At 41.8% G+C, this 20684-nt stretch carries 24 protein-coding genes and 1 pseudogene; 19 read left to right on the top strand and 6 right to left on the bottom strand.

Going from position 1 to position 20684, the window contains the following annotated elements:
- Window positions 1-298: 298 nt before the first annotated feature.
- Window positions 299-1102 (bottom strand): ABC transporter permease, encoded by an 804-nt coding sequence (locus F7734_RS43910; RefSeq protein WP_347566389.1) that lies wholly within the window; start codon window positions 1100-1102, stop codon window positions 299-301.
- 298 nt (window positions 1103-1400) lie between these two features.
- On the opposite strand from F7734_RS43910, the gene F7734_RS43905 reads away from it, so the two are divergent.
- From F7734_RS43905 to F7734_RS43895, 3 genes are all read left to right on the top strand, one after another.
- The gene (locus F7734_RS43905) at window positions 1401-1730 is read left to right on the top strand and encodes a hypothetical protein (protein ID WP_155750659.1); all 330 of its coding nucleotides are present in this window, start codon (window positions 1401-1403) and stop codon (window positions 1728-1730) included.
- 389 nt (window positions 1731-2119) lie between these two features.
- On the top strand, window positions 2120-2605 hold the full coding sequence (locus F7734_RS43900) for a YbhB/YbcL family Raf kinase inhibitor-like protein (protein ID WP_155750658.1): 486 nt from the start codon (window positions 2120-2122) through the stop codon (window positions 2603-2605).
- A gap of 257 nt (window positions 2606-2862) precedes the next feature.
- Window positions 2863-3846: an SGNH/GDSL hydrolase family protein gene (locus F7734_RS43895; RefSeq protein ID WP_243147406.1), complete on the top strand. Its 984-nt coding sequence runs from the start codon at window positions 2863-2865 to the stop codon at window positions 3844-3846.
- 143 nt (window positions 3847-3989) lie between these two features.
- Here F7734_RS43895 and F7734_RS43890 read toward each other — a convergent pair whose 3' ends face one another.
- The 3 genes and pseudogenes from F7734_RS43890 to F7734_RS43880 all read right to left on the bottom strand — a co-directional run bounded on the left by F7734_RS43890 (window position 3990) and on the right by F7734_RS43880 (window position 5866).
- The gene (locus tag F7734_RS43890) at window positions 3990-4316 is read right to left on the bottom strand and encodes a hypothetical protein (RefSeq protein ID WP_155750657.1); all 327 of its coding nucleotides are present in this window, start codon (window positions 4314-4316) and stop codon (window positions 3990-3992) included.
- Window positions 4317-4477: 161 nt separating this feature from the next.
- Window positions 4478-4642, bottom strand: a pseudogene (locus F7734_RS43885) (MFS transporter); the annotation flags it as partial.
- Between the two features lie 39 nt (window positions 4643-4681).
- Window positions 4682-5866, bottom strand: a complete 1185-nt coding sequence (locus F7734_RS43880) for an RNA-guided endonuclease TnpB family protein (protein ID WP_155750656.1) — start codon at window positions 5864-5866, stop codon at window positions 4682-4684.
- Window positions 5867-5911: 45 nt separating this feature from the next.
- Here F7734_RS43880 and F7734_RS43875 point away from each other — a divergent pair, with 45 nt between their 5' ends.
- Window positions 5912-6124: a hypothetical protein gene (locus F7734_RS43875; RefSeq protein ID WP_243147404.1), complete on the top strand. Its 213-nt coding sequence runs from the start codon at window positions 5912-5914 to the stop codon at window positions 6122-6124.
- Between the two features lie 345 nt (window positions 6125-6469).
- Window positions 6470-6748 carry a hypothetical protein gene (locus F7734_RS43870; protein WP_155750654.1) on the top strand — a complete coding sequence of 93 codons (279 nt, stop codon included), beginning with the start codon at window positions 6470-6472 and terminating at the stop codon, window positions 6746-6748.
- A 133-nt stretch (window positions 6749-6881) separates the two neighbouring features.
- Here the strand turns inward: F7734_RS43870 and F7734_RS43860 are convergent, their stop codons facing one another.
- Window positions 6882-7232 (bottom strand): metalloregulator ArsR/SmtB family transcription factor, encoded by a 351-nt coding sequence (locus F7734_RS43860; protein WP_155750653.1) that lies wholly within the window; start codon window positions 7230-7232, stop codon window positions 6882-6884.
- 80 nt (window positions 7233-7312) lie between these two features.
- Here F7734_RS43860 and trxA point away from each other — a divergent pair, with 80 nt between their 5' ends.
- From trxA to F7734_RS43820, 8 genes are all read left to right on the top strand, one after another.
- Window positions 7313-7636: a thioredoxin gene (gene trxA / locus F7734_RS43855; RefSeq protein ID WP_155750652.1), complete on the top strand. Its 324-nt coding sequence runs from the start codon at window positions 7313-7315 to the stop codon at window positions 7634-7636.
- A gap of 121 nt (window positions 7637-7757) precedes the next feature.
- A complete protein-coding gene (locus F7734_RS43850; RefSeq protein ID WP_155750651.1) occupies window positions 7758-8552 on the top strand; it encodes an SDR family NAD(P)-dependent oxidoreductase in 795 nt (264 codons plus the stop codon).
- 93 nt (window positions 8553-8645) lie between these two features.
- Window positions 8646-9764, top strand: coding sequence for an alkene reductase (locus tag F7734_RS43845; RefSeq protein WP_155750650.1), 1119 nt, complete (start codon window positions 8646-8648; stop codon window positions 9762-9764).
- 209 nt (window positions 9765-9973) lie between these two features.
- Entirely contained in the window at window positions 9974-10645 is a 672-nt protein-coding gene (locus tag F7734_RS43840; RefSeq protein ID WP_155750649.1) for a nitroreductase family protein, read from the top strand.
- Window positions 10646-10744: 99 nt separating this feature from the next.
- Window positions 10745-11536 carry a class I SAM-dependent methyltransferase gene (locus tag F7734_RS43835; RefSeq protein WP_155750648.1) on the top strand — a complete coding sequence of 264 codons (792 nt, stop codon included), beginning with the start codon at window positions 10745-10747 and terminating at the stop codon, window positions 11534-11536.
- Window positions 11529-12221, top strand: a complete 693-nt coding sequence (locus tag F7734_RS43830) for a glutathione binding-like protein (protein ID WP_155750647.1) — start codon at window positions 11529-11531, stop codon at window positions 12219-12221. The genes F7734_RS43835 and F7734_RS43830 overlap by 8 nt, the downstream gene beginning before the upstream one ends.
- A gap of 412 nt (window positions 12222-12633) precedes the next feature.
- Window positions 12634-13086 carry a hypothetical protein gene (locus tag F7734_RS43825; RefSeq protein ID WP_207714344.1) on the top strand — a complete coding sequence of 151 codons (453 nt, stop codon included), beginning with the start codon at window positions 12634-12636 and terminating at the stop codon, window positions 13084-13086.
- 273 nt (window positions 13087-13359) lie between these two features.
- Window positions 13360-14415: a GHMP kinase gene (locus F7734_RS43820; protein ID WP_155750646.1), complete on the top strand. Its 1056-nt coding sequence runs from the start codon at window positions 13360-13362 to the stop codon at window positions 14413-14415.
- A gap of 79 nt (window positions 14416-14494) precedes the next feature.
- Here F7734_RS43820 and F7734_RS62460 read toward each other — a convergent pair whose 3' ends face one another.
- Complete coding sequence (locus F7734_RS62460; protein ID WP_207714345.1) at window positions 14495-14788, bottom strand: hypothetical protein; 294 nt, start codon at window positions 14786-14788, stop codon at window positions 14495-14497.
- 675 nt (window positions 14789-15463) lie between these two features.
- On the opposite strand from F7734_RS62460, the gene F7734_RS43810 reads away from it, so the two are divergent.
- The 6 genes from F7734_RS43810 (at window position 15464) to F7734_RS43785 (ending at window position 20656) form a co-directional block, all read left to right on the top strand.
- The gene (locus F7734_RS43810; RefSeq protein WP_155750645.1) at window positions 15464-15895 is read left to right on the top strand and encodes a hypothetical protein; all 432 of its coding nucleotides are present in this window, start codon (window positions 15464-15466) and stop codon (window positions 15893-15895) included.
- Between the two features lie 684 nt (window positions 15896-16579).
- A complete protein-coding gene (locus F7734_RS43805) occupies window positions 16580-16978 on the top strand; it encodes a hypothetical protein (RefSeq protein ID WP_243147403.1) in 399 nt (132 codons plus the stop codon).
- A 146-nt stretch (window positions 16979-17124) separates the two neighbouring features.
- Window positions 17125-17922 carry an alpha/beta hydrolase gene (locus F7734_RS43800; RefSeq protein ID WP_155750643.1) on the top strand — a complete coding sequence of 266 codons (798 nt, stop codon included), beginning with the start codon at window positions 17125-17127 and terminating at the stop codon, window positions 17920-17922.
- A gap of 29 nt (window positions 17923-17951) precedes the next feature.
- Window positions 17952-18674, top strand: a complete 723-nt coding sequence (locus tag F7734_RS43795) for an NAD(P)H-dependent oxidoreductase (RefSeq protein WP_155750642.1) — start codon at window positions 17952-17954, stop codon at window positions 18672-18674.
- Window positions 18675-18853: 179 nt separating this feature from the next.
- Window positions 18854-19495, top strand: a complete 642-nt coding sequence (tmk, locus tag F7734_RS43790) for a dTMP kinase (protein WP_155750641.1) — start codon at window positions 18854-18856, stop codon at window positions 19493-19495.
- A gap of 303 nt (window positions 19496-19798) precedes the next feature.
- Window positions 19799-20656 (top strand): mechanosensitive ion channel family protein, encoded by an 858-nt coding sequence (locus tag F7734_RS43785; protein ID WP_155750640.1) that lies wholly within the window; start codon window positions 19799-19801, stop codon window positions 20654-20656.
- Window positions 20657-20684: the final 28 nt, after the last annotated feature.

The raw sequence follows: 20684 nt of genomic DNA, 5'->3' as shown, positions 1-20684 counted from the left end.
TATAGCCTTTCTCAGTCTCATGAGGTACACCCCCCTTTCATCCCCCCTTGGTAAGGGGGGACAGAGGGGGGTAATTTTTGTACCTCACCAGGTTGAAATTTGCTGTATTTGAATTATGTTGATTTGCATTTACCTAAGTTTAGATGCAAATGCAAGCTCACAAATTTCCGTTATATCAATAATAATTAACCTAAACAATTTAAACAGTTAACTCTGAACATAACAGTGACCAGTAAACAGTGACCAGTGACCACTAACAAATGACTACTAACCACTAACCACTAACCACTAACGAAATTTATTTTCTATCACTAGAAGCACGAATTAATTCAGCTATTAATGCAATCAAAGCAGAAACGACAATCAAAATCACGCTGAGGGCATTGATATCTGGCTTAACTCCGGTTCTAATACGGCTAAAGATTTCTATTGGTAGAGTGTTGGAACCGCTACCGGCGGTGAAGCTAGCGATGATAAAATCATCTAAACTCAGGATGAAAGCAAGCAAGCAACCAGCAATAATACCAGGCATTAATTGCGGTAATAATACTTTGATAAAGGCTTGTACGGGTGTTGCACCTAAATCGAGTGCTGCTTCTTCTAAATGGGGATCTAAGTTGGTGAGTCGAGATGAGACAACAAGACTAATATAGGCAAGACAAAACACGACATGAGCTGCCACAATTGTCCATATACTGAGGGGAATCGCAAAGGCAGCAAGGAAGACTAAAGTGGCAACTGCGATCGCAATATCAGGAATAATCAAAGGCAGATAAGAAATCCCACGATAGAGAGTTTTACCAGGAAATCGATAGCGTCCCAAACCCACTGCCATCAAAGTTCCTAATACAGCAGAAATACCTACAGCACTAAGTGCAACTATCAAACTGTTTTGTAAAGCTGACAAAATACGCTCATCATTGAAAAGTCTGTTATACCAATCTAAAGTGAAACCTTGCCAGGTTGCGCTGTAGGGGGATTGGTTGAAGCTATAGAAAGTCAGTACCAGTATAGGAAGGTACATAAAAACGAACATAAATAATGAGAAAACCGCCTGCCATGAGACGACACGCGGCTTTTTACGGAATGGAGTTTTATTCACGTTTGTTATTTTAATTGATATTTTTTACTTATGGCATAGTAAAGTAACATATTTTATTTTTTCTGTCAACAGTCAATAGTTATTTGTCATTTGTCATTTGTCACTAGTTACTGTGAGTCCAGTCCTGTAGAAAGGTCTTCTTTCGTAGGGAACTGGCGAATCCGGAGGGTCAGGTGATTCTTTAAAAAGTATTGGTGAGATAAGATAAAAAGTCTTTCTGTCGAAAGATCCAATCAATATTTTAATTGTCTAGAGTAATTTTAGCCAGTGTAAATTTATGAAGCTAAAGGACAAAATCATGAGTAATGAATCAGATCGTGAAATCAGACAACCAGTTAGTCAAGATTGGCATGCTCAAGAAGAGCCAACAGCTAAAGAAAGAAATTTAACAGCAAATCCAGGTGATGTTATTGCTGACAAACCTCAAACAGTTGAAGAAAAAGCCCAACAAGTTGCTGTGGATTCACCAGACATTACAGGCGACCATATCAAAGTTCCTACTTACTTTGTTGTTGATGAACCAGATGGTGAAAAGAAAGCACTTCACCATGTAAAAGATGCAGAGGAAATTTCTGATGTTGTCCGGCAAGCACGAGTTGATGAAAATGGCAATCGGGTTTGGTGGTAGTCATCAATAACCTTGCTTAGCGATAAAGAATGAGGCTCTCATACTCGATTCAAATATTTTTTCTCTTTTACTATCAGGAGCCTCATATACTTTTTTCTTAACTTAAAAAATAAAAATGTTGGGTTTCGTTCCTCAACCCAACCTACTGGGTAAAATGTTGGGTTTCGTTCCTCAACCCTGGGTAAAATGTTGGGTTTCGTTCCTCAACCCAACCTACTGGGTAAAATGTTGGGTTTCGTTCCTCAACCCAACCTACTAATACTCTTGTCCGAGCAGTATTGATATAGCGGTCATATTTGATATTTAAAAATTATGAACCGCAAAGACGCAAAGAGCGTGAAGGAAAGAGAAAAGAGAGATTTTACAGTTATAATAACTTCTGAGAAATTATGGAAATAAGAAGCCCAGCCTTTTTCATTGGTAATACTATCCCTTTTAAATACACTTGTGACGGTGATAATATTTCACCTCCCTTGCAGTGGGAAGATCCCCCTCAAGGAACAAAAAGTTTTGCTTTGATTGTAGATGACCCCGATGCACCTAATGAAACATTTACTCATTGGCTGGTCTACAATATTCCTCCTGACTGCCGTGACTTTCCAGAAGATGTTGGTGGCAAGCAACCTAAAATTCCTCATGGCAGCCTGCAGGGAAAAAACGATTTTGGTGAACTTGGTTATGGAGGACCGTGTCCACCTACTCAACATGGTGCTCATCGCTACTTTTTTAGAATTTTTGCACTTAACCAATGGCTTGATTTACCAGTGGGGGTTGATAAGCAACAGTTATTGGACGCAATTGAGGGGTCTGTAATTGGTAAAGCGGAATTAATGGGACGTTATGCCAGGGAAACAGGGGGAGACGAAAACACGTAGGTTGGGTTGAGGAACGAAACCCAACATTTACAGACATTTGTACATTTACAGACATTTGTTGGGTTTCCCCAAGAGTTTGCCCAACCTACAAAAATTCTTATCCCTTGCAGTATTGACTCGGTAACTGAGAGCCATGAATGGTTGCTGTGCATAAGTACAATCTGCTGTCACCTATATTCTCTGTGGCAAGGTAGAAGTTATTACTCTCGCCTTTGTTGTTGAAAAAACATCTCCAGCTTAGAGGATAAACCGCAGCTATGCACGTTAATATCTATGACATGGTTAATCAGTATCGCCATCTAAGCCCCAACTTAGAAAGCGCATCTGTTACACCAGATTCCAGAGGAATATTACAATTGCCGTGTAAATTCGATGTTCTTTACGTATTTGGTGATAGCCTCAGCGATATTGGTAATGCTTTTGATGCAACAAAAAAGGCGACAGGTGAGGGAAGTCCACCATCACCGCCATACTTTCAAGGTCATTTTTCTAATGGTTTGGTATGGGTAGAATATCTTGCACTATTTCTAGGCTTGACTGCGAACAGAAGCACTAATTTTGCGATAGGCGGTGCCAATACAGGAAGCGCGAATACTATGATTCCCGATAACCCACTGAACTTACCGGGATTGCAGCAACAAATTGATAACTTTATTGCATCTGTTAAGGAAAGCTGTCAGGATGCTAACTCTCAAGGTCTTTACATTGTGTGGGCTGGGGCTAACGATTACTTGGGTGGTGGCGTAACCGATCCTACCTTGCCTATTCAAAATCTGTCGAACGCTATCTCTTCACTTGCTAAAATAGGTGCTCGGAATATATTGGTTCTTAATTTACCAGATTTAGGCGTAGCACCGAGAACTCGTAACAACCCTCAACAATCTACTTTACTCAATGAGTTAACAAAAGCTCATAACACGGGTTTGGCAAAAGCTCTTGATGCCTTAAAATCTTCTTGTGACGAGAGTGTGAATATTCTCCTGTTTGATATTAATTCAATCTTTAGTCAAATTATTAATAACCCAGCAAAATTTGGTTTCACAAATGTTACTGACGCTGAACTTGACCAAATTGCCCAATCTCAGCAAGGAACAGATAAGTTCTTTTTCTGGGATGGTTTACATCCAACAACCACACCCCATCTGATATTGGCTAAAGCAGTCTTGTCAGTACTTTGTCCTGACAATGTAACTGAAGACACTGCTAAGGAGTTTGCACCAGTTCGGGCAGGGCAGCTGTAAAGGTACTATGATATAAATAGAAAAACCCACCAAGCGTTGGTGGGAATAGTGATGGCACTGGTACTATTGTACCATAATAGAATGAAAATAATGTGTAGAAAGTTTTTAAAAGTTTTCTACACATAGGATTAAGTTTTTTGCTGTTAACCTTCTGTTGCTTGGTCTTGAGACTCTTCAGAAACTGATTCTGCTTCAACTTCAGGTTCTACAACGACATTGGGTTTTGGCTTGACGGGTTTTGGACCGCGTGCTAAAGCTGGATTCACTGGCGGCTTGGATTCGTTTCCATAAGATGACTTTTTGCCTCTACCCGAAGAGCGACGTTCTGAAGAATCTGCTCCGCGATCGCTATTCCGTTTTATGCTTTTAGAATTTGATTCAACAGGGGGTGTAGAATCTAAATTTTCTGAATTGGTCTCAGCGTTGGTTTTAGACTGACGTTCCGATTTCTTAATTGGGCGTTCTACCATTGTTAAGTTTTTTTACTTTCTCATATAGTATAGTGCCAAGGCACTGACATAACTATACTAGCTACTGAACTAGCCAAAGCTCACTACTGCTTCTAAGATTACCTATAGGGCATCGTTCTCTCGTTCTTAGGTAGAACCTGGGAACGAGGTGATAGGAATCTTTAAGAGCACGGTTGTCGGAAACCTCTAGCATCGGTGTAGTTAGCGTAAATCATTTGGGTTATCTTTGGTGGTGCTTCACCAACATGAAAGGCGCGAACTCGTTCTTCAGTCATCTTATCTTGCATTGTGACTCTCTCAAATTGCCGCTTGTGTTCTGCCCACGATTCAACTAGTAAACTACTTACACTGCTCGGAGTACCGAGTCAGTGTAAGCTTTCAGAAGCCCTGGAACTACTAACTACGGGTATTTGGCAGCTAATAAATTCCGAGCCACAGGGGCGGTTTACATTCTCCCCTAGGAGCGCAATTACTCGCGCCCCATTCGCGTCAGCGTCACCTTTCCAATTACAATGCTTGCAATGAAAGTTTTTACCACTGCGGTAAGACTTCCCCTTTTCAGGATGAATATGCAAGCAATTGTGACAAGTTTGTGACGTATATCTAGGGTCAACCAAAATTACCAAAACGCCGTATATTTTTGCTTTGTAACAAATGAATTGCTTGAGCTGATAAAAAGACCAAGAGTTGCTCAAGAAACGTTGTTCCCGTTTGTTCGGTTTTTCGTTTAATCGCTCTCTAATTCCTTCTAAATCTTCAAGCACAACATAGCGATTAGTTCGCTTAGCGTTCAGCAATATAGCGTTGGAGATGTTATGATTCAACCACTTTTGGTATCTATGTTCCTTGCCAGCTAACCGTTTCTGGAGTTGCCTGCACCTGCGACGACTACTCCGTGTGCCTTTACTAGCCTTTTGCTGTAATTCAGCCCGAACCTTGGAATGCTTAACCCGAACAGTTTCGATTTCCTTGCCTGACCAAGATTGGTCATCGCTGGTGTAAGCAATGTCCCGACGCCCCAAATCGACGCCTAGATACTGGCTAGACGCGTTTGGTTGCAGTACAAAATGGTCAACCTGGATATGCAAGTAATATGCCTTACCAGACCGCACCAAAACAGCACTGGTAATTTCCTGATTTTCCCTGTCCAACAACAAATAGTTTGCGTACTTGTTAATTACAAGAGGAATACCTTTAACCCGCTTACCTAACAAAGTCAAGCTGACAGTTTTATTGTGCCACCTTATAGCCATTGTCCTAGCATCAAACGGCACGCTCCCAGGCTTGTATTCTTTTACTCGGTTAACCTTACGATTTCCTGCAACACGGATACAAGCCTGAATGACATGATTTGCTTGCATTCCTGATTTCTCTTTAGCATCCTTGTAAATAAGTTTCTGTATCTTTGTTGCACCCGTATACCTTGGATTAACGCTTGCGTTCACATAATTGCAAGTTGCTGCAAACATTAACATGAGGTTGTCAATGTCAGTAGCTGTCTTGGTATCAACGTCTAATTTACAAATTGCTGTCAAAGTTTGTATTTCCAAAACTCTTGTCACCTCCTATAATTAGCTTGACTAATGGAGCTAGTTATGTCAAGTAAAAGAGTTGGAAAAAAAGCAGTCAGAAATGAGCCAATATTCTACGAAGAACGCAAAGAAATGCACGGTCTTTGGTTAACTCCTACTGCGTGGAATTACATTAAGGATGCAGGAAACAAAGAAGGCATAAGTGCCAGTGAAATCGTAGAGCGCTGGGCTAGAGAGCAAATTGGCAAAGACTCCGACACCCCTCGCCTCGATTAGCGACGCTAATCATTAGTTGGGGTGTACCGAGTCTTTGCCCCGTCATTCCTCCCACCACTGACCTGGGTACTTATCTATAACTCATAAATAATCTTACACAACAACAACAACGATTGTTTATGAGTTCTTTTTCTTAAGTTATATTAATTTTTATTTTCAAATTGTTTAACTCATCTTTTACCGAATCGGGAACCTGAATGTAAGGTGTTCTCTGTCTATTCTTACTATGAATTGATGTCACTTTGCTTTGAGAAGTTAAATTGTAACCAGCCAATTTATTTTTTAATTCGGTATTTTCTTCAGCTAATCTTTCTAACTCGGCGTTAAGTTTTTCATTCTCGGTTTATGAGAGCTAGTGAGGTGTTGGCGGTGTTGATGGATCGTACTGTCCGGTATTTAGACTCAATCGGTCATTCAGTGGCGACAGCGCTATTACTTGGATGTATGCCATCTAAGTTTAAGACCATCGCCTTGAAATGCGAGGCTAAATATCACCTCTACGGGAAAGAGGTACGCTTAAGCTCTGGTTTGGGAGACTCAAACCCCGAAGTCGCCAACGCGCTACAGCCGCGACCATGCCAGATGATAGCAGCAATTAACGACGTTTCTGCGCCGATTGTCTAGATTTGCACAGATTCAGTTTACCCGAATGTAACGTATTCCCGCTTGCATTGCTCCTACAAAACGTTCTGTTGGTAAGCCACTTTTTTGGGGTGTGCGGTGCCATTGAGAAATAACAAGTATCATCAAGGAAATTCTATCCCCAATCCCCAATGCTCAATCCCCTACCCATCGTTAGTTGTAGGGGTTTAGCCGATCGCAACACCACATCAACCAACTCCGGAAATAGTAACTCCAAATCCTCTCGCCGCAAAACATTAATGTGTTGAGTGCCTTCTTTTCGAGTCAAAATCACACCCGCTTCTCTCAGTATCTTAAAGTGGTTGGACATAGTTGACTTAGCGATCGCAAAATCGAAGTCACCGCAGCATTGCTCCCCTTCGGTTGCCAAGCGTCGCACAATTTCCAACCGTACCGGATCGCCCAGAGCATACAACACTCCAGGCAAAGAAATGTTTTTTTTATCTGGATGATACAGGAATTTCATATTTATATTATGTCACAGAGTTGACAGTCTTTCTTTTATTCGATAATATCGAAATAACGAAATATAGAGGAGGGCTAAATATGTCATCCGTTACAAGCGTGACAGAGTCCACATTCAAGCAAGAAGTCCTCGAGAGTACAGTCCCCGTATTGGTTGACTTTTGGGCACCGTGGTGTGGTCCGTGTCGTATGGTAGCTCCCGTAGTCGATGAGATTGCTACTGAATATACAGGACAGGTAAAGGTTGTGAAGCTAAACACAGACCAATACCCTACTGTTGCCAGTCATTATGGAATTCGTAGCATTCCAACACTGATGGTGTTTAAAGGGGGTCGCCAAGTTGATACGGTAGTAGGTGCAGTTCCAAAGACAACCTTGGCTAAGACTTTAACACAGCACCTGTAATACAGTTAAATAATTCGTAATTGATAATTCATAATTCGTAATTAAGAACTCAATTACGAATTAGTAACTATTCAGTCACTGGTCACTGGTCACTGGTCACTGATATTACAGGAGCACCCTCATGGACTTGAAGTTACAAGGTAAAACTGCACTGGTAAGTGGTTCGACTGCGGGTATTGGTTTTGCAATTGCCCAAGGGCTGGCACTTGAAGGTGCATCGGTAATTATTACCGGAAGGTCAGAGCAACGGGTCTCACAAGCAGTCGATAAAATTAAACATAGCAACCCTGATGCGAAAATTTCTGGAATAGCTGCGGACTTGGCAAAAAAAGAAGGTGCGGAAAAAGTCTTTCAACAGGTTTCGAGCACAGACATTTTAGTTAACAATCTTGGTATTTACAAACCAAAACCATTTTCAGAGATTACCGATGAAGATTGGTTGGATATTTTTGAAGTTAATGTTTTGAGTGGAATTCGGCTAAGCCGTCAATACTTCCCAAAAATGCTAGAGCAAAATTGGGGACGTATTATTTTTATCTCTAGTGAATCTGCACTCAATATTCCGGTTGAAATGATTCATTATGGGATGACGAAGACGGCTCAATTATCTGTGGCACGAGGTTTGGCAGAAATGACTGTTGGAACTGCGGTTACGGTAAACAGTGTTCTTGTAGGACCAACTCGTTCCGAGGGAGTTGATGAGTTCATAGCAAATATGGCAAAAGAACGAGGAATGAGCCCTAGTGAAGTTGAAACCGACTTTTTCCAAACTCTTCGTCCAAGTTCCCTCATTAAGCGATTTATCACCATTGAAGAAGTGGCAGCAATGGTTATTTATCTGTCTAGCCCGTTGGCAGCTGCCACAAATGGTGCGGCTTTACGGGTAGATGGTGGTCTTCTTAAGACTGTTGTTTAGAACTGACTCCCAACCACTATACGGGCGCAATGCATTTCGCCCCTACCAACCACTAATCTTTATTAATCCAAAATCCAAAATCTAAAATCCAAAATGGTATTACTCTCACCTTACAAACTAGGGAATTTAGAATTACCCAACCGCATTGTCATGGCTCCGTTAACCAGACAACGCGCTCTGAAAAATAATGTACCGCACCAACTCAACGCTACATATTACGCCCAACGAGCAACAGCAGGGCTGATTATTGCCGAAGCAACTCATGTTGCACCAGAAGGTTTGGGCTATATTTATGCACCGGGAATTTTTTCGCAGGAACAAGTCGAAGGTTGGAAGTTGGTGACAGATGCCGTACATCAGCAGGGAGGAAGAATTTTTCTCCAAATATGGCATGTAGGGAGAATCTCGCACCCAGATTTACAACCAAATGGAGCTTTACCTGTGGCTCCCTCTGCGATCGCACCTAAAGGTGAAATACTGACTTATGAGGGCATGAAACCTTATGTAACTCCTCGTGCGTTGGAAACATCTGAAATTCCAGAAATTGTGGAACAATTCCGCAAAGGGGCAGAAAATGCCTTAGTCGCTGGATTTGATGGCGTAGAAATTCACGGGGCTAATGGTTATTTACTCGATCAGTTTCTGCGAGATGGAACCAATCAGCGCACAGACAGGTATGGTGGTTCTGTGGAAAATCGTGCTCGACTGTTGAATGAAGTCACCGAGGCAGTCATCAGTGTGTGGGGTTCAAAACGGGTAGGAGTGCGCCTTTCTCCCAGTGGCACTTTTAATGATATGCGTGACTCCAATCCTCTAGAAACATTTGGTTATGCCGCACAAGCACTCAACAAATTTGATTTGGCATATCTACATATCTTTGAGGCGATCGAATCCGATATCAGACATGGAGCAGTAGTAGTCCCGACGAGTCATATTCGAGAACGCTTTCACGGTACGCTCATGGTGAATGGTGCTTATACTCTTGAAAAAGCCAAGACAGTTGTAGAAAAGGGAGAAGCGGAGTTAGTATCCTTTGGCACGCTGTTTATATCAAATCCAGATTTACCCAAACGCTTTGCTATCAATGCGCCACTCAATGAAGCCGATCCCACAACGTTTTATACAGGCGGGGCAAAAGGTTACATTGATTACCCAACACTGGATCTACAATCTTTATCTCCAGTAGTAGCAAAATCAATACTTGTTGGTTAAGCCTAAAAATACGAAAACACGTAGGTTGGGTTTCGTTCCTCAACCCAACCTACCTGCATTGCAATTTTTATCTCTAGTGGGAGCAAAATAAGCCGTAATTTATAATTCGTAATTCATAGTTCGTAATTAAATAAGTAATTGCGAACTCCGAGTTTGGGCATTGGTGTTCTAACAAATCTATAATGTGAGAAAAATCACGGATAAATCCAATGGTTCAAGAACTCGACCTGAAAACCAAACCTCTGGATGTACCAAGCGCTATTTATCAGCGTCGTTCTATTAAAACTTTCAAACCAGACCCCATATCACCAGAACTGCTCAAGCAACTTGTAGAACTGACTGTAGCAGCACCGAGTAGCTTTAATATTCAAGATTGGCGGATAATTCTCGTACAAGATGAGGCACAAAGAGCCGCTCTTGCAGCTGCGTCTTGGAATCAAAAGCAAATCATTGAAGCACCCGTGACTTTTGTGTTTGCGGCTGATGCTACCGCTGGAGAACAAGATTTAACACCGATTTTTCATAAAGCACTTGAAACGGGTGCTTGGAATGAAAAGACAGTGGAGTATTTTAAAAACTCTATCCCTCAGTTCCAAACTACGCTGGGAGACAAGCGGAGAGAGTACGCCATTAAGGACGCCATAATTGCTGCTACCCATTTGGTACTGGCTGCAGAAAGTCTGGGCTTGTCTACCTGCTTTATGAATGGTTGGATTGAAGAGCAAGTTAAAGAAGTCATTGGTGTGGCAGATAATTCAGATATTGCGATCGCAGTGCTTGTGCCTGTTGGATACGCAGCAGAACCCCGTCGCGATCCCGGACGCTTGCCATTATCCTACAACGTTTTTGTCGATAGAATGGGTAACCCATACAATGGTTAATAAAGTATGAAGGATAAAGGATAAAGGGTGAGAAAGTATACAGGATAAAAGTTTGAATTTTAGCCTTCATACTTCATCCTTTGTCCTTTAAAGAATTTCATGAAGATTGATTTTGGTGCAACTGCTAGTGATTACGCAAAACATCGTGCGGGCTTTCCCAGTTCATTGTTCAACAAACTGTCTGAATACGGCATTGGTTTGCCGGGACAAAAAATTGTAGACATCGGAACAGGAACGGGAACACTCGCACGTAACTTTGTTATGAGAGGATGTCATGTCATTGGTATCGATCCATCAGCATCGCTCCTCGAACAAGCAAAGCAATTAGATCTCGCTAATAATGTTAAGGTAGATTATCGCCAAGCAACTGCTGAAAACACTGGGTTAGAAGATTCTAGCGCTGATGTTGTCACCGCAGGACAATGCTGGCATTGGTTCGATCGCCCCCGTGCTGTCAAGGAAGTGATTCGCATACTCAAAGCCAATGGGTATATTGCGATCGCTCATTTTGATTGGATACCGTTAAAAGGCAATGTGGTAGAGGCGACGGAAAACCTGATACAGGCTTATAATTCAGATTGGAACTTGGGGGGTGGAAATGGTTTACACCCGCTGTGGTTGCGAGACTTAGGAGAAGGTGGATTCCGAGACATACGAACATTTTCATATGACGTATTCGTGCCATACTCCCATGAAGATTGGCGGGGTAGAATTCGGGCGAGTGCTGGTGTGGGAGCGAGTTTAGAAAAAGACAAGGTTGAAGAATTCGATCGCGAACTTGCAGAATTACTCCAAAGCCAGTTTCCTATACCCATGCTTCAAGTTCAACATAGAGTTTTTGCTGCAATTGCAAAATCACCAAAATTTAAGGATGTCTTAAATCATGATTGAGCTTTACTACTGGACAACCCCCAACGGGCATAAAATTACAATGTTTCTTGAGGAAACTGGATTACCATATACCATTATTCCTGTCAATATAGGAGCCGGGGATCAATTCAAACCAGACTTTCTCAAGATTTCTCCTAACAATCGCATCCCCGCAATTATCGATAAGGAACCAGCAACTGGAGATGGACCAATTTCGGTTTTTGAATCAGGTGCGATTTTGCTGTACTTAGCAGACAAAATTGGAAAGTTGATCCCAGCCGATCTGCGCGGTAGAGTAGAAGTCCTTCAGTGGTTGTTTTGGCAGATGGGAGGTTTAGGTCCAATGGCAGGACAAAACCACCACTTCAGTCAATATGCTCCAGAGAAAATTGAGTACGCAATTAAGCGCTACGTCAACGAAACAGGACGCTTGTATGCTGTACTGAACAAACAACTGACAGGTAAAAAATTTATTGCTGGTGAATATTCTATTGCAGATATTGCCTGCTATCCCTGGATTGTCAGTTACGAACGTCAAAGTCAAAATCTGGATGATTTTCCCAACCTCAAGCGCTGGTTTGAAGCCATTAAAGAACGTCCGGCAACAATTCGTGCTTATGAAAAAGCAGAAGCATTTAAAAATCAGGCACTTAATGTTGACAAGTCAAGAGATTTGTTGTTCAATCAATCGGCAAAGACGGTTTAGTGCTAATGGCTAATGGCTAATGGCTAATGGCTAATGGCTAATGGCTAATGGTATGCAGGGTTATAAGATGCTGCGCTTTTAATTTGGAAAAAACACGCCTGCGATTGGAAATTGCGGCTATACAAACCAAGTCCGCCTGCGCGGACTAATATGAAGTCCACGTAGGTGGTGAGTTTAGTCCTGCAGGCGGGTTTCTCGCGCCCTGGGAACTAGCGTATAGCCCTTGCGGCAAGGGAGTCGGTTGAGTTCTTTTGTTCGCGACGGATCGATAATGCTAGGCTCTTATAAAGTCGTCCAACTTTCAGCGCTCAGTAAATATGAATCAAGAAAAAGGGGATGCTTCTGAGCTATTTTATTCATTTTTCTCCTCAATAAAACCTCGCCAGCATAAAGGTACTTCCAGTCAGGATGAGTGGCAGAAGCAGCAAAACCGTATGTCGAACAAGTGGTGGCAGTAGATGGAATTGCAGAGGAAGTTTTACCTACATACGGAATTATTTGTCACGAACCTATTGGTATCCGTCCGCAAGAACTCGTTTATGAACTGCCACTACCAACGGGGAAGGCACTGGTGTTTACAGACATTCTATTTAACTTAAACAAGTCATATTTTCAGCAACACTTACCTACAGGAGAATTTTTGCTTCAGTGGCTGGGAACAAGTGTCATTGGCTCGAGTGGATTTTTCGGGCTCACTGGCTTGGGTAGGCGATTTTTTATGAAAGATCGCAATGCCTACCGCCAGTGGTTAGAAGCATTAGCCGATCGCATACCCGATCTACAGGTAATTTCTGTTGCTCATGGTAGTCCAATAGTTGCTGATTGTAACTATCGATTGCGTGAGGCAGCAAAACGCCTGCTGTAGAAATTCTGATTTGATGTTTCAAGATCGTTCGAGCGATACAGCAAATTTCAACTTGGTGAGGTACGAAAATTACCCCCCTCTGTCCCCCCTTACCAAGGGGGGATGAAAGGGGGGTGTACTGTCCCCCCTTACCAAGGGGGGATGAAAGGGGGGTGTACTTCATGAGACTGAGAAAGGCTATCAGCCGACTGTAAGAAGGGTACGCATCCGTATCGCTCTCCTATATAGTTAATCAAGATAACATATACTCTGATTAACAACAGGAAATTTTCAATGAGAATTTTTGTTCCAGGTCGTCTTTGTTTGTTCGGAGAACACAGCGATTGGGCAGGAGAATATCGCCGGATTAATCCTCAAATCGAAAAGGGATACACCTTAATTGTTGGTACTAATCAAGGAATTTATGCCGATGTCAAACCTAATTCTACTGAGTTAATTATTCGTTCTTCTCTCAATGATGGCAAGCATTATGAACCACTTAGATTACCCATGGAACCTAATACCCTTAAGTGCGTAGCGGCAAAAGGCGGTTTTTTTAGTTATGCTGCTGGTACAGCTTATCAATTTCTGACTCATTATGGTGTTGGCGGACTTGAAGTTGATAATTATCTAACCGACTTACCCATCCAAAAAGGATTATCTTCAAGCGCTGCTTTTTGCGTTCTCATTGCTCGCGCTTTTAATCGTCTGTATGACTTGAAGATGACAATTCGTGAAGAAATGGAGTTAGCCTACCTGGGAGAAAGAACTACTCCCAGTCTTTGTGGTCGTATGGATCAGGCTTGTGCTTATGGAAATCGCCCAATCTTGATGATATTTGATGGCGAACAAATCGATCTTAGCGAACTGAAAGTTAGCAAAGATTTATTTTTTGCGATCGTCGATCTCGGTGGCTGCAAAAACACACAAGAAATACTAAGACGATTGAATGAGTGTTATCCTTTCGCTACCAATCAAATTCAGCAAAATGTCCAAAAATACTTGGGTTCTATTAGTGCGGAAATTACCCGCTCAGCAGTTGAAGCAATACAACTTGGAGATGCCCAACTTCTTGGAGCCTTAATGACAAAAGCCCAAAATGAATTCGATCGCCATGTAGTTCCGGCTTGTCCTTCTCAATTAACTGCAAAGAAACTGCATCTCCTTCTCTATCACGAGCCTCTAAGTCCTTATATCTTTGGAGGAAAAGGCGTGGGTTCTCAGGGTGATGGTACTGCACAACTGATTGCTAAAAATCAAGAGAGTCAAAGAAAAGTTATCGAAATTATTCAGCGTGATTTTCCTCAAATGCAAGCGTTACAATTAACTATTTCAAGACTCCCCGGATGATTGACTTAACCAAAAATATAGCAGTTTTCACTTGAATGAAGTACAGATGTATCTGCTACGGTCTGCCACAGGCTGCGGTTTATATAGGAATCCTACTTGAATTTTTCTCAGTATACTTAGAAGGAAAGCTTTGTATACGACGGGGATCGACGCCAGAGTTGTGGTAAAGGTCGAGGGTGTCAAAAATCTGTTTGATAAAATCTCCAAACTCCCCGTCAGCAAACACCTCTTTGTTGTTATCTGGTTTGCGTAGGGGGTCAGGGTTGTCTTTGGTAGGAAGTCTCATATAAACGTACTCGCACCGCACCGCATCTGTAGATAAAGTCATAAACGGTATGGCGACAGGATTAAGTGCTGGTATTGGAGCCTCCATAGCTATTGCAGTAGGTCAGAAGTTATTGGATTGACCGAATTACGAGCACCTTAGATAGCGACTTGACGTTGCCTCATTAATACAGATTGCAAGTCTATTAAAAATCCTTTACCAAGAAAAGCTTTAATCGCACCTACAGGCAAGCGATCGCCAACGCGCCCAATCCGGAAAGGTTTCTATAAAGAATTTGACTGGGCTAGTTGACTCAACATAACAAGCGTGATATTATAATATGTCAAAAAACGTGTAGACAACGTGCAGCGCTCACCCGATCGCAACAAAGACCTTGACAGGACTATCAAGCTAGTACAATGCATATATCTAGCTTTTTACCATCTTGACAGGGCTAGGAAGGAAAACCTACCTTTTTTCTTACGCAAACTCACGTGGTACTTACCAGGTTAGGGCTGCCTAACTGTCATACCACTCAGCATCGCACGGATTTCATAAGTATCTTTGCGTTGCTCCGGCTTGGAAATTCATCCTACCTCCTTTGGTGATGACGCGATCGCTCCTGCGATTCTGTGTTTATGACGACTTGAACTCCCGCTTTTGGTGAGCAATATTATAGCTTTGGTTCAGTGAAAGTTGTTCAAAAAGGAAGGTGCGATCGCTACCGAAATAGAGTCATGCTACTAGCTATTGAACCATAGACGTAAGTTCGAGGCACGTTTCATGAATAACAATACACAAGTTGATAGCACTGTCAATGACTTGGATCGGAAGACAACGGATACCGAAGCGAACATGATTTCTTCAGAAGAACCCAAACAAACTCTTAAAACAGTTGATGTAGATGGTCATCGTCCAATCGATCCAAGTTCTTTTGAGCTTGCAGACACTTGGGTGGTAGATGGTGTTCGCCCAATCGCAAAAAGCAACATTCAGATACAAGAAACAATTGACGTTGATGGTCAACGTCCAATTGCTAAAAGCGATTTTCGGGAGCATGAAATGCTCAATATAGATGGTATGCGTCCGGTTGACAAAAGCGATATAGAGGTAAAAGATACTTTAAACATCGATGGTCAGCGTCCGATTGTGAAGAGTCATCTTCAAGTTGAGGGTACTCTTGAAGTAGACGGTAACCGTCCAATTACTTCATGAACAACCGTCTAATCCTGAAACTTTTTGTACTCAAATTGATATTCCCCAGCATAGCTTACCCAATCTACTAAAAGTTACACCCGAACAACAGCAAATACTCAAAAACCCTCCACTCTTACAAAAGCAGGAGTTACAGCAACTTGAGGAAAAACTGAACGTATTGCAAAAGGACTACGAGCGAAACATAGAGCAGCTACAAAAACTGCCTTCTTCACGAATAGATTGTCAGCCCCAATTTCCACCTATCTTGGGGATTGACCCTATTTCATGCAAGCGTCCTTGAAGAGTACCCGCATGGATGGCGATCGGCACTACCAAGGGCTACGGAGCTATGCTTAAGCCCGGTTGCGATCGCATTCCTTGGAGATCGTGATGTAACGCACTCCATCTCTTACGGCATCCATCAGGCTCGCACAACTAGCACAACAAAAAGTGGCATCTCCACAAGTTCTTCATTTTATCACTGTAACTTGAATAGTGTGAACCACAGATAAGGAACTGGTCATGAAAAAGGTTTTTAATTTTATTTATCGTTTGATTGGTTTAGAGAATGAAGAATCTCGGTTAAATGATTCTTACAAGTAGTTCGCTTACGGGTGCAGATGACAAAGATAGCCACGCTCCAAATGGATGTATTAACTATACCAAATATGTCAGATTTAGAGAAAAATTACAGGTATGATAATGAACTCAATAAAAAGATATGTAATGAAAATACAGCCTGAAGAGAAAAACAAAAATACCTTGGACGTTCTGAGTTCTAATATCATAGAGCTGGAATCTGCAAACCTTTTTGAAGCTTTGACAGAAGAGCGATTGATTGCGGTGGTTGGGGATAGCTTCATTTTCAGCTCATTAGTAACCCTTGAGGAAAAGATTTTAAAGAATGTGGCAACAGATTCAAGCATTGCAAACCCAGCTACTAGAAAACTGTACCAATACTGCCCTCTAGGTAGCGTAGAAGTTAGAGCAATTGCCTCTGATTTAATCTCCTTATGTTCTTTATGGTCAATGATTTTTCTGGTGTGGTTGTTAGTCAGCACACCTTGTGTATTAATTATCTATCACTTCCTCCACTTGTGAGCGCTTGATTCTTAAACGATTTCTACAAGCATTCGCTTCTTGACATATTCATTATACGTAATGTCTAAATTAAATCTAGCCAGTTGAATATTGTACTCTCTGAGTCATGCTCTGTATCTAACAGAGCATTTTTTATAAGGATCGCCATGCCTCAATTTCAAAATAATGGTATTGAACTGTTCTACCAGATTCAAGGTAAGGGGAAACCTTTGCTCCTGATTTCTGGCTTTTTGTGCGACCATACCTATTGGTCACTGCTCATGCCATCCCTTACCAAGAAATATCAAGTGATTCGATTGGATAACCGAGGTATGGGGCGCAGTTCTAGTTCTAACTGTGCCTACAGTATAAAACAAATGGCAACCGATGCTGCTGCATTACTTGAACATCTTGGGATCGACAAAGTACACGTAGTAGGTCATTCTATGGGCGGTCAAATTGCCCAAGAACTAGCTTTGGCACAACCAGACAAGGTACTTAGTTTGTTACTCCTCTCATCTTTGGCAAAGGGTGACGATCGCTTTAATGCCATTATCGAGACATGGGGAGATCTTGCCCGAATTTTGGACTTGGAACTTTATGAAAAAGCCATTTTACCCTGGATATTTACCAATTCGTTTTATTCTACCCCAGAAGCAATAGAAACGATTATTAATATGGCAGTGAATTATCCTTTTCCGCCCGTACCTCAAGAATTGTATTATCACAGCCGAGCTATTACAAGCAGCGACACGAGAGATCGCCTCAGTCATATTCATTGTCCCACTTTAGTTCTAGTCAGTAGACAGGATGTTCTAACTCCGGTAAAGTTTTCCGAGGAACTAGTACAAGGCATTCCCAACGCCGAACTAGTTATTCTTGATTCTGGAGGTCACGGTTTTATAATTGAGTCGCCAGAAACTGTAGCTCAAGCCATGTGCAATTTTCTTGCAAAGGTATCTTAATTTCGCCTTTCTGTCTGAAGGAAGCTCAAATGAATTTTTTTATTGTGTACGCTCACCCCGAACCCAAAAGTTTTAATGGCGCATTGACTAACCATGCGAAAACAGCCTTAGAAGCAGCAGGACATAAGGTGATTGTTTCCGATTTATATGCTATGCAATTCAATCCAGTTTCCGATCGGCGCAATTTTACTTCTGCAACAAACCCTGACTATTACAAACAACAAGCAGAAGAATTGCATGCAACAGAAGTGGATGGCTTTGCGGCGGACATCAAAGCAGAAATGGAAAAACTGGATTGGTGCGACGTGCTTATCTTTCAGTTTCCTTTATGGTGGTTTGGACTTCCCGCTATTTTAAAAGGTTGGGTTGATAAAGTTTTTGCACTGGGTAAAATTTATGGAAATGGCAAGTGGTATGATAACGGCGCGTTTAAAGGTAAAAAAGCCATGCTATCTCTCACAACTGGTGGTCCTTTAACGATGTACACCGAAATTGGTATCAATGGCGATATTCACACCATTCTTTATCCAATTAACCACGGAATTCTTCGCTTTGTTGGTTTTGATGTTTTACCACCTTTCATTGTTTGGGGTGTCAGTCGTCTCAGTGATGAACGCCGCCAAGTTTATTTGGAACAGTACCAAAATCGATTGTTGACCATAGATCGAGTTCCTCCTATTGTCTACCCTTCTCTTGATGATTTTGATGAGGATTTTCAATTAAAAATGTCAGAAGTTACTATTGATGAATAGCTAATGGCTAATGGCTAATGGCTAATGGCTAATGGCTAATGGCTAATGGCTAATGGCTAATGGCTAATGGCTAATGGCTAATGGCTAATGGCTAATGCTAATGGCTAATGGCTAATGGTTAATAGTGAGGTTGGCCCTATAAGGGGGTTTCTCAATTTAGGGAACTGAAATTCAAAAATATGAGCGGGAAATTTCTTGTTTTTGAAGGTGTGGAGGGTTGCGGGAAAACCAGCCAGATACAGCACACTCAAGAGTGGCTGCAAAGCCTGAACATTTCTTCAATTGTGACTCGCGAACCGGGAGGTACGGAGTTAGGTTTGCACCTGCGTCAATTATTACTAGAAGCAGGAGCTACCTCAATTACAGATAGGACGGAGTTACTTTTGTATGCAGCCGATCGCTCTCAACATGTTGACCAAATTATTAAACCAGCCCTAGCAGAGGGGAAAGTGGTTTTGTGCGATCGCTATACTGACTCTACCATTACTTACCAAGGTTGGGGACGTGGATTAAGTCTTGAAATGATAGAACAACTCAATCTTTTAGCAACTGGGGGACTACAGAGCGATTTGACAATCCTACTTGATATTGATCCAGAAATTTCTTTCCATCGAATCCTTTCCAATCGAAAATTAGACCGTATGGAACAAGCAGATTTAGCTTTTCACCATCGCGTTCGTCAGGGTTTCTTGTCACTTGCTGAAAAATTCCCAGAAAGAATTGTTGCGATCGATGCCAATCAAGATATTGATAAAGTGACTGCGGATATTAAACAGTTACTGATAAGATGGGGGGTTGGGGATAATTGTAGGTTGGGTTGAGGAACGAAACCCAACATTCTCGTGGCGGTTGTTGGGTTTCGTTCTTCAACCCAACAAAGCTGAATTTCCCCAATCGCTCGTCGCCCACCCTACACGCACAAATTGTTTTTATTATCAAGGGATTTATGATACATAAAACTTAAAAAAATCTTGAGAAACTCTATAGAATAATCCTAAATCCTCTGTTCTTTGCGTCTTTGCGGTTAATAATTTTTACAACTTAAATAGGACTGCTATATATTATTCATAGAATATTTTTGATACCTCGTTGTATCCCTTATCTCTAACACCAAAAATAACTATATGGATCTGAATCAGATTAGTCGAGTTACACTCCAACTATTAACTGAGTTCGGACTCAAGCTTTTGGGTGCGATCGCGCTGTGGTTTGTTGGTCAGAAGTTAATCGATTTTGCACTAAAACTGTTAAAACGCGGTTTTAGAACCCAGCACGTCGATCCGACAATTGTTAGCTATCTTACCAATATCATTGGTGTAACACTAAGAATTGTTCTAGTTGTTGCACTTCTTGGTTTCTTTGGAATTGAGACAACTTCTTTTGCAGCATTGTTAGCAGCCGCAGGTGTTGCGATTGGTGCGGCTTGGGGTGGATTATTAGCAAACTTTGCAGCAGGTGCATTCTTAATTATCTTTAGACCCTTTAAAGTCGGTGACTTTATCAGCGCTGCAGGTGTTACAGGTACTGTAACAGAAATTGGACTGTTCACCACCTCAATCGATACACTTGACAATGTACAAACAATTGTCGCCAACAATAAAATCTTCTCCGATAACATACAAAACTTTTCAGCCAATCCCTACCGCCGCGTTGACTTAGTTGCTCAACTCCATCACACTGTCAATCATCAAGAAGCGATCCAATTATTAAAAGACAGAGTGAGCCAAATTCCCAACGTTCTCAGCAATCCAGCACCAGATGTAGAGATTTTGGAGTTCAATTTAGCCGGTCCTTTGCTAGCGGTGCGCCCCTATTGCAATAACGCGCACTATTGGCAAGTCTATTTTGATACTAACAAAGTCATTCGTGAAGCGTTTGGAGAGGCTGGTTACCCAATTCCAGAGCATCGCTACGCACTGAGTCAGCCATCTTACAATGGTGCAGATAGTAGCTACATCCAACCACCAGTAACTTACCAATAAACTACCAAGCTAAAAATTTCACTATTTT

Source organism: Scytonema sp. UIC 10036, assembly GCF_009725235.1.
This window is presented reverse-complemented; position numbering and strand designations above follow the sequence as displayed.